This window comes from Desulfurococcus sp. (assembly GCF_049970475.1).
In the GTDB taxonomy this organism is placed as follows: Archaea; Thermoproteota; Thermoprotei_A; order Sulfolobales; family Desulfurococcaceae; genus Desulfurococcus; species Desulfurococcus amylolyticus.
The window spans coordinates 1-9,578 of record NZ_JBMFMW010000043.1; the positions used below are offsets into that span (position 1 = coordinate 1).

General features: G+C 44.4%; 8 protein-coding genes and 1 pseudogene. 3 read left to right on the plus strand and 6 right to left on the minus strand.

Features of this window, described 5'->3' with window-relative positions; all coding sequences use genetic code 11:
• Positions 1-338: pseudogene (locus ACP5N5_RS03760) on the plus strand (hypothetical protein); the annotation flags it as partial.
• Positions 339-409: 71 nt separating this feature from the next.
• Complete coding sequence (locus ACP5N5_RS03765; RefSeq protein WP_428133091.1) at positions 410-1,570, plus strand: cation:proton antiporter; 1,161 nt, start codon at positions 410-412, stop codon at positions 1,568-1,570.
• A 57-nt stretch (positions 1,571-1,627) separates the two neighbouring features.
• On the opposite strand, the gene pheT is transcribed toward ACP5N5_RS03765, so the two are convergent.
• Positions 1,628-3,301, minus strand: coding sequence for a phenylalanine--tRNA ligase subunit beta (gene pheT / locus ACP5N5_RS03770; protein ID WP_428133093.1), 1,674 nt, complete (start codon positions 3,299-3,301; stop codon positions 1,628-1,630).
• A 5-nt stretch (positions 3,302-3,306) separates the two neighbouring features.
• A complete protein-coding gene (locus ACP5N5_RS03775) occupies positions 3,307-4,953 on the minus strand; it encodes a peptidase (protein WP_428133095.1) in 1,647 nt (548 codons plus the stop codon).
• Between the two features lie 81 nt (positions 4,954-5,034).
• Between ACP5N5_RS03775 and ACP5N5_RS03780 the strand changes: the two genes are divergently transcribed.
• Entirely contained in the window at positions 5,035-6,567 is a 1,533-nt protein-coding gene (locus tag ACP5N5_RS03780) for a glycosyltransferase (RefSeq protein WP_276813664.1), read from the plus strand.
• On the opposite strand, the gene ACP5N5_RS03785 is transcribed toward ACP5N5_RS03780, so the two are convergent.
• From ACP5N5_RS03785 to ACP5N5_RS03800, 4 genes are all read right to left on the minus strand, one after another.
• Positions 6,554-6,970: a universal stress protein gene (locus ACP5N5_RS03785; RefSeq protein ID WP_014767077.1), complete on the minus strand. Its 417-nt coding sequence runs from the start codon at positions 6,968-6,970 to the stop codon at positions 6,554-6,556. The two genes, ACP5N5_RS03780 and ACP5N5_RS03785, sit on opposite strands and share 14 nt — an antisense overlap.
• Positions 6,971-6,983: 13 nt before the next feature.
• The gene (locus ACP5N5_RS03790; protein WP_428133100.1) at positions 6,984-8,036 is read right to left on the minus strand and encodes a type II glyceraldehyde-3-phosphate dehydrogenase; all 1,053 of its coding nucleotides are present in this window, start codon (positions 8,034-8,036) and stop codon (positions 6,984-6,986) included.
• 2 nt (positions 8,037-8,038) lie between these two features.
• Positions 8,039-9,277 (minus strand): phosphoglycerate kinase, encoded by a 1,239-nt coding sequence (locus ACP5N5_RS03795; RefSeq protein ID WP_198011709.1) that lies wholly within the window; start codon positions 9,275-9,277, stop codon positions 8,039-8,041.
• A 162-nt stretch (positions 9,278-9,439) separates the two neighbouring features.
• Positions 9,440-9,578, minus strand: a 139-nt coding sequence (locus ACP5N5_RS03800) for a 4Fe-4S dicluster domain-containing protein (protein WP_428133103.1), incomplete at its 5' end; no start/stop codon positions are given.

A 9,578-nucleotide genomic window follows, 5' to 3' on the forward strand; every position in this document is an offset into this window, starting at 1 on the left:
AGGTATTGATTGCAATGGCACTCATAAACTCAGACCTAGTGTCAACAGGTGAGTTAACCGTGCCCTGGGATATCAATACCCTTATAAATAAGGCACGTGAAAAGAAAGGCATGCTCTCGCAGTATAAGATAGGGATACTCTCCGTAAAGGATAAAAGCGATACAATGGATCTAGTGATATTTGTTAACAGGAATGGAGAGCCCATGGGCTTCTACGGTAGAATCGAAAACCTCTCCGTCAAAGGCCTCGCAGATGAACTAGTATCACTCGAGAAATCTCTTCCAGCAATAGAGATAACATACAGGCTATGGGGTGTAAAGCAACTGCCAGGGGTTTAGGGCTTGTTTTTAATTGGGCAAGGCTTAAAAGCTATTCTATAAGCAGTATAATATACGGTGGCACCGATTAAATGCAAGCAATAGAATATGTGTTTCTAGGTTTTCTAATCTCGAAGATCGCTGGACACATGGCACGTAGACTAAATATAAACGAGGTAACTGGTTATTTAGCAACAGCTATTCTACTTGGATTAACCCTGGGTAAGGGCGAGTATATACGTGATCTAATGCTTATCTCAAATGTGGCAGCTATATTTGTAGTATTCTATGCAGGTGTTTCGAGTGATCTAGAGACTATAATCGAGAATTTCAAGTCATCAACAATGGTCTCACTGCTCTCCGTAGCCTTCACTATAGCATTCGTTTTACTGGCTGTAACATATATTGGATTCTCCCTGGAGTTAGCATTCATTATTGCACTATTATTATCTAACACCGCGACTGAAACAGTATCTATGATTATAAAGAGGCTCCCCATACACATCAGGTCGATACTGGTCTCGGCAAGCTTCGTTGATGACCTCTTCATGTTGTTTACCACGTCTGCATACTATATCTGGTATGTAACGGGGAACATCAGTAATGTTGCACTACCAATACTGGTTTCTATGGCGCTCACGATACTGGTCTTCACATTATTATCGAGGCGGCGGAGCATCCTTAAAAACATGTTTATCTATATGTCTAGGGACATAGCGTTTTTCACTGATATAGCATTGCTACTATTATCACTAATGCTACTAGTAGCCTATGTCTCCGGTGTAAGTCCCTTTATAGCTGCTTATCTAGCTGGAATATTCATCTCGGGAGGAATATGGATACATGACCCCATGTTAAGATATAGAACCAGGATAAATGATTTCACCAATATATTGAGTACCATAATAGATGGTGTCTTCACCCCCTTATTCATGCTATATGTAGGGCTCCATATAACAGTATCAGCCGTCAACACGTTACTCTTCATCTTGCTTCTAGCCATAGGATTATCTGTTAAAACGGTAGTGTATTTCTTATTCTTCAAGCTTCGTGGTGAAGAAACATTTACAAGCCTGGTTGCAGGGGCATCAATGGCGGGAAGGGGGGTATTAGAGCTAACCCTGCTGGTTAAGGGCTTTGAACTAGGGGTTGTATCACTAGAGATATTTAACACCGTGGTGGCTGTTGCCCTCTCCACTATCGCTGCTTCAATAATACTTGTAGCCTTATTATCTAGGAGAGGATTCAGCTAGGCCCGTGCATTCATCCCCTTTCGAGTCATCCCTTCCAAGCCTCATCCTCGAAAATATTCAATTGGTTGCGAGTAATTTAATAATTTTATTCAGGTTTATTTCAGATACGATGACAGGATTCATTAATCCCAGCTTATACAGTATCTCAGGCTTCACTTCCCCGACAAAGCCTATCTGTTCCCCGTTTACATTGATAGCAGCTGTCCTCTCGGGGAGTAAGCCGGGGACCATGGTTTTTTCAAAGGATAATGTTACACCCAGCTCTTTGAAGAGTGTTCTAACCACTGCGAGGCCATCGGTTAACGTGGCCTTCTCATGGGAAACAGCGATACCTATCCTCCTCTCCACACGTGCATTCGTCTCCATTGACTCGTCGGGGAGCACCACATCCCCGATTTCAAACACTGCAAGCCTGGCCCTCTTACCCTTGTTCTCAATTATCGCCTCTATTATGCCGGGCGTCAGCCATGACCTTATAGCTGTATACCTATCTGACTTAGGGTTCTCGACAACGAAGATCCCCTGGTTATACCCCATTAATGTAGTCTGGGACTCGATACTAGTCATCATGTAGTTTGCTATCTCGATGAATCCGAGTCCTACTAGTATATCCCTGACCCTCCTCGATATATACTCTAATGGATGTATCTTTCCAATGCTGGTTGAGTAGGGTAGGGAGTCTGCCTGCCTTCCTATAGCATCGTAGCCATGGGATATAGCTATATCTTCTGCGACATCAACCCAGCTTCTAGCATCAAGCCTGTAGATAGGTGCTTCCACTGTGAGGACTCTTCCCTCAATGCTTCTCACCGTATAATAATGGAGTGAGAGATACCTTACAGCGTCTTCTACACTGATGTCGACGCCTATGAGTCTACTGACATCACTTAAATTAACACTGATAAAGTTGCCCGTTCTCCTAGGTGCCTCAATGATTAATCCGCTGGGATGCTCTACTCCAACGACTTCGATTATCCTGTTCTGGGATCTCTCGGCGATGTTTACAGCCATTATAGTAACCATGTCTACGACGATCTCTGGGTTTAAACCTGTTGAATCAATCAATATGTTGCGTGTATTAGTGGTGACCTTGTTATCATCGGAGTTAAGTATAGGTGCTAGACTGAGTATCGTCCCCTCAGAGTCCATTAGCACTGGGTACCTCTCCATGGACTCAATTATATACCCATACAACCTCCCCTTCTCGGTTTCACTAAGCACCTCTCTAAGCGTCATTTCACGGTTTTCATTTAAAGGTCTATACTTGGTTTCATAGGGGTTGACAGCTCGATAGTATATCGGTGGTTTAATCTTGTCGAGATCGTATACACCTATACTCGCCTTCCTACGCGCCCGGCCATATGTAGAGGCCAGTTTCTCTTGTAATTGCATTATTTGGACAATGGCCTCCTCATTCAAAACCACATCCCTTACCACGGCGAGAGCTATATAGGGTCTCCCAGGGATGCCCTCACTATATCCTTTAATACTTGAATTGACAATATGGTACTGCTTCCCCTCCAGTCCTAGGAAGGGCCTCAGAGCCCTTGCAAGACCTTCTGCACTAAAGAGATCGGGGCGGTCATGGTTTGCCTCGTACTCTAATATATCTCCCTCGACATTGTCAACCTCGCATTTAAGCTTCGTTAACCCTTTATACAATTTCTCCAATGTAACACGACTACCCAGCAGGGCCTCTATATCGCTAATGCTTACCCTGATAACCGGCATATCTATCACTTCAATAATTTATTTCTAATTAATTCCCAGGCGTTATTGATTAATGTTTCTTCCTCACTGCTCCATTTAATCAGGTTTTCAACCTGGAATAATTGTGCAACATTATTTAAGCCGTTAACATAGGCTAAGGGTGCATAGAGCGATAAATATGTGAGAGCTCCCTTTATCTCTGAAACCCTCTTATATGTTTCAAATCCCAGTATTCCCCGAATACTCCTTGTTGATATTGGTGATGGTAGTTTCACGATATTGTCAGACCTCAGCTTCGGGAATTCATCGATCACTCTTGATAGATCTCCCAGGCTGGTGCCGAAGCCTGTTTTAACGGCTTCTATGGCATACCATGTTTTTAAATAATCCCTGAACACCGAGGAAACCTCGTTACCATGGAGCTTCCTATAAGCTAGAAGTGCGGCCAGTAGTGAAGCCACTGTCGTCTCCTGTAGGTAATGTTGTGAAAGAGTCTCCACGGTATCCATGTCTGTATGATAGTATTTACTCGGCCACTCGTTAAGCATGACTGTGTCAAGCCCCCATGAAATAAAGATATCGTGATCGCTTCCAACAGTATACGGTGACAGCGAGTATCTCACCCCTGGTAGATTAAAGCCTCCGAATGACTGTGCTGTATCGAACACAGCTTTCACAGCTAGATACATGTAGGGGGTAATCATCGACTCCATATATAATGGCGTGTTAACTATGTTGAGCGTGGACCCGGTCACCCATTGCTTAGAGCCCACCATGTCTAGGTTGATTACTCCAAGAGGCTGCCACGGTAGAGCGTTATCGAGGAATACAGTCCCAGTGTGCTCTGGAACCCATACATGACATAAAGGTACCTCCAACCCGGTTAACCGTGATGCGAAAGCCGCCATATAGTTTACGACACTACCACTGGCATTATCATGGGCCCCCGGTTTAGGGTGACATATATGGCTTACAAGCACTATACCGGGCTCCTCGTATTTATTACAAGCAATAAGTGCGTGCATAGGTTTACCCGTATACCTTGTCCTACTGCTCCAGCAAACCTCTATCTTCCTCCCAGGGTTCTCTATCAGCATCGACATTAGTTTAAGAGCTGTTTTATACGGTATATTCATCACAACCTTATCCTTCACCTCATCGCTATGGAGGAACAACCCCATGTAAGGTACTGCCTCACTATATCTCTTAGAATCATAGACCAACACCAACCTGGCATCTGCTTTAATATATGCCTCGTAGGCAGGGCCCTTAGTTAAAACTACCTCACCCTCACATTTTCCTCCACTGCACAGGGAGAGAACGCCACATCCCTCCCCTGGAGGCGAGTGGGCTGCAACAAGTGTTGGATGCTCATTAAAACGATACTCCTCTATCACATTACCCCCTGTTTTGAATTGTAGAAAGGCTTCGTCGATATCCCATGAAACAGGGGTGTCGATGAATCCTTTTCTGGAATCGCTGGGTATCTCTATCATCCGTGTAGAGTAGCCCAGCCCCTCAAGTATTTCGCGTAGATCCATTAAAGCGTTCTCGAGACCGCTACTACCCTGTATTCTATGATGCCTTGTCAACATGTTTAAGACGTCTAATGTCATTAAACCACGTGTATTTCTCCTAAGAGACTCCATTACTTCTTTAATCAAATTCGTCAATCCCCATGTAAGTAATACTTAATAATCTATAGAGATAATAAAGTGTGACAGGCCATTAAAAATAATACCAGGGAGATATACATGGTCATTGTAAGTATAACACCTGAGTTAGCCCTCGATAAATCACACATATATGCTGGCGGACTAGGCGTCCTAGAAGGGGATAAGCTATATGGGGCAGGTGATATGGGTATCGATTACACAGTGCTCTCCCTCTATTATAGACATGGATATGTGTCTGTGTCTTTCCAGGGCATTCAACCACTACTAGCTCCTGAAAGACAGAATAGGGAGTTCCTTGAAAAACTAACCCCTGAGGAGGAGTTCGTAGTAACTCTTAGGAACACTGAGGTAATAGTCAGGCCCTGGGTCTACAAATATAAGACGGCGAAAGCCGTATTATTCGAGGCCGTCTGCCCTCAATGGGCGAGGAAGCTAACCGATAGGGTATACCTTGAAGACAGTGCAGAGGAGAGTTTCCTCAAGTATGCTCTTCTGGCGAAGGCATCCTCATACTATATAAGGAATGTTATAGGCCTAGATAAGATCAACGTAATAGACCTTGAGGAGTCATACACCGCACTCATCCTAAGCATGCTCGATGTAAGCGATAAAGCTAGGATAATAATCCACACACCCGGACCTTGGGGTCATCCAGGGTTTCCAGGGGAATATATAGCGAGGGAATTCGGGCTGTTCCTGGGAGACAATGTAAACCTCTCCGAGTACGCTTTGTCACGGCTTAAATCAGCAATCGTTGTATCCAGGAAGCAGGAGGAGATAATAGGCAGGATCTTCCCGGCGTACGCTGGTAAATTCAAGGGGATAACCAACGGCATATATCTACCAAGGTGGATGCATCCAGAGCTATATATGGCGTGGAAACAGGGTCTGTTCCAGAAAGAAATACTAGTGAAGGCCAGGGCTGAGTCACGGGAGAAGCTTCTCTCACTAGTTAAAGCAGTGAAAAATAATGTAAACGCTGAGGGGAAACCAATTATTGTGTGGACAAGGCGTTTAGCTAGATACAAAAGGCCATACTTTATAGCTAGATTCATCGAGGAAAACCCGGATATCAACGCATTCTTCATAATAGCTGGGAAACCCCATCCAAGAGACCAGGATGGAATAGAGTATCTAAGGAAATTCAGGGAGCTAGATTTGAAGCTGGCTAATGTAGTATATCTTCCAGAATACGATGTTGAGACAGCCCGTTTAATAATACAGGGATCAGACCTGTGGCTCTTCACCCCGTTCAGCGGGTGGGAGGCATGTGGAACGAGCTTTATGAAGGCACAGGTCAATGGAGTACCGGTGCTCTCTAGTAGGGATGGAGGAGTACTCGAGGTGGTTGAAGACGGTGTTACAGGCTGGCTCTTTGGCCAGGACCTCAGGGACTTCATAAACATATATACTGATCCTAGAGCCAGGGAGATAGATGAAAAGGAATACGCGGAGTTCAGAAGCAAGTTACTATGGATAATAGACATGTATCATAAAGACCCGGAGAAATACCTAGAGATCTCAATGAATGCCTGGAAGAGGACTCCTGAAAAAGTAGATATGACTGGTGTCCTGAAAAAATATTATTTCAGTGGAACTACCTCACAATGAACACTGAAACCGGTGAGTTTATTACTAGGGATAAAGCCGTACTCCCTATAGGTATTTCTGTCGAGAGACTTAGACCCCTAGCCCCCACTACCACTGCATCATAACCCCCTTCAATAACCTCCCTGACAAGGACCGAGGGAGTGTTACTACTAGAGGGATCGTACTCTATCAGCTTATACTGTATATCCATACCCTCCTTAGCCACCCTTAGTTTCACGCGTTCAAAGGGGTCTCCCCGTAGATCTCCCTTCGGTTTAGCGTATACTACAATTATCTTGGAGCCATAGTGCCTTGCCAGGTCAATAGCGAACTCCAACGCTTTTAAACTATTCTCGCTCCCATCCACTGGGACAAGGATTTTCCTGAAGTAGAAGCTTATCTCGTATGTAGGTGCTTCACTCATGGTTCTCACCTTTTTATCTATGTCTACTTGTCTTAATCAATTTTTCCAGGGAACCGATTCCCAGTAGGTTATCTGTTTTCTCCACAACCCTATACTGGTCGTGTTCAAGGCCCAGTATCGCGTATGCTACATCCATGTTTTCCGGGATAACAATTGACTCCTGGTGGATCCCCTGGAACATGTAGAGTCGTGTATCCTCGATCTTGACTGTATCGATGAACACTGAGTTCTCATATATGTCACCACGCATCCTACCAGCATCTCTGGCTAGTTCCATGAGCTTACTGGTGGAATCAATACCTGTCCGAGTTGAATCTATAAGTAGAAACCTCCTATATCTTCCTAGCACCTCCAGCACCTCATCCTTCTTGACAGGGGACTTTAGCTCGACCTCTATAAACTGCATATGCATAAGGGTTGTTGGAACCACGACGGCAGCACTCGTGATATTAAGCCATGGAGCCACTGTACGGGCATCTACCCCGTGGTGACTAGGTATCTCCGGGGGATCCAGTAGTATGGAGTTGACGGGGCCCTTGTTATCCTCCTTGGGATCCGCCGCTCTCCTGATAATTACTGCCAGCGCCTTCTTGACACCATACTCCTTTTCTAGTATACATAGCAGTCTCAGCATACCTGTTGTATTACAGCTGACGACCCTTACATTTTTCTTATTTATTGCATCACTGTAATTACAGAACGTACTATAGCTGATCTCAGCTATCTCTGGGTCCTCGCCTCCCTGGAAGACAACTGGTTTGCCGTGTTTCTCATATATCTTCTTATTTAATACACCTTTACCACCTGGTGAGGCGTCATATATTAAATCTGCTTCTTCAAACAGGTAGTCTATGTATCCACTCGGCTCGATGCCCGAGTTAATAAATTCCCCTGCTCTATCCCGTGGAACAAACACTGGTATACCCTTCTCTATCATTAGGTATGCCTGGTAATCCGGCTTATACTTGGCGACTCCAACTAGCTTAAAGTCCTTGTTCAACAATACTGAGTCAACGATTCTCTTACCTATGGTTCCCGAGCCATTTACAGCTACTTTAACAGGCATGGCTACCATCCCAGGAACATTTTAGCCGATAACTCCAGTGCCTTTAACGCTGGGAGTTCTTCGCCGGAGAGGAATAGTAGGAGTGCGTTGCCGCCTGTTGACACATGTATTCTATTCGATAACTTTGATTCATTCACCATAGAGGCCAGGTGTCCTCCAGCTATCAATGTAAAAGCGTTGGAACTGTATACAGCGTCGAGTATCCTAAGTGTTCCATCTCTAAATCTCTCATCCTCTATAACGCCTGCGGGACCACGCATAACTATGATCCTGGCATCCCTTATGAGGTCGCTGTATATCTGGACTGTGTTTTCACCTATATCCTTAACCACACCTCTAACCTCACCTATATATGTGTTCCTCACATCACCGTTTACTTCAACCTTGAGATCAACTGGTGTCTCAACCGGTGCTCCCCGTAGCAGTATATATCTAGCCCTGGGGACAAGGGATAGTACCCCTTTCTCCTCCAGGATTTTCATGTTCTCTGTCCCTATGTTCACTCCCTTGGCGACTAGGAATAAATGTGCTAGGAGGCCTGTTGTAAGTATTCTATCGGCTAACTTATTCCTCATCAGGTTCTCGATGACCCTTAATAATTCCCTAACCTTGGAGCCGCCTAGAACATATATCCTGGGCGACTCACCGGAGCCGAATACCTTTCTAACTGCCTCTATCTCACGCTCGAACAGGGGGCCGATGCAACTCGGCATGAGGAGTGGTAATCCCACGATGCTTGGCTGGCTCCTGTGAGCTGTTGCAAATGCATCGTTCACATATATGTTGATCACTGATGAAAGCCTCCTGGCCATAATAGTTAATGCCTGCCTCTCGGGTGGAGCCTCTAATACTTCCTCTGAAAGGAGCCTCAGGTTATCCAGCAAGAGGATCTCGCCTGGCTTTAAGTTATTTATTTCCTCAAGAGCCTTTGGACCTATTACGTCAGGAATGTAACGTATGTTTATCCCAGTGTACTTTGATAGTAACTCGGCATGCTTCTCCATTGATGTAAAATCGCTGTCACCGGGTCTACCCTGGTGTGATGCAAGTACCAGTGCAGGCCTATACTCCTCCACTAGTCTTTTGATAAAAGAAGCATGTGTTCTAATCCGTCGATCATCAAGTATTTCACTTGTGTCGGGATCTATGGGGACATTTATATCTATGCGCATGAAGACTTTTCTACCCGTTATATCAATATCCCTTATTGTGGGTAGCCTGGGGATCTCTAAGTGGCTCATTGTTCCACCATTTATTCCATTAACGCCAGCGTTTATAACTTCCAATGGAAGGGTTTATTTAAATATTTAAAACTAATCAACGAGAATTCTTACATGATTTTTTACATAAACACAATAAAATGAAGAATTAAGAAAAATTATGATGTCTGATTAAAACTACTCCTACTTCTCAATAAAGTGTATAGCTCTAGTGGGGCATACACTTGTACATAATCCACATCCATAGCATTTCATTATATTAACCCTTGCAACACGCTTACCACTTGACTCCTCAACATGTACAGCATCATAGTTGCATACC